The following is a 255-nucleotide window of genomic DNA, read 5'->3' as shown; positions in this document are numbered from 1 at the left end:
CAGGGAACTGAAACATCTAAGTACCTGGAGGAAGAGAAAGCAAATGCGATTTCCTGAGTAGCGGCGAGCGAAACGGAAGAAGCCCAAACCAGAAGGCTTGCCTTCTGGGGTTGTAGGACACTCTACATGGAGTCATAAAAGAAGAACATAAACGAAGCGACCTGGAAAGGTCCGTCACAGAAGGTAACAACCCTGTAGTTGAAATGTTCTTCTCTCCTGAGTGGATCCTGAGTACGGCGGGACACGTGAAATCCC

General features: G+C 49.0%; 1 rRNA gene. It reads left to right on the top strand.

Annotated features, from left to right (window positions below):
- Positions 1-255: ribosomal RNA gene (locus ACK3CR_RS27125) — 23S ribosomal RNA — on the top strand; the annotation flags it as partial.

It is taken from the genome of Priestia sp. TRM10 (assembly GCF_057808375.1).
This window is presented reverse-complemented; position numbering and strand designations above follow the sequence as displayed.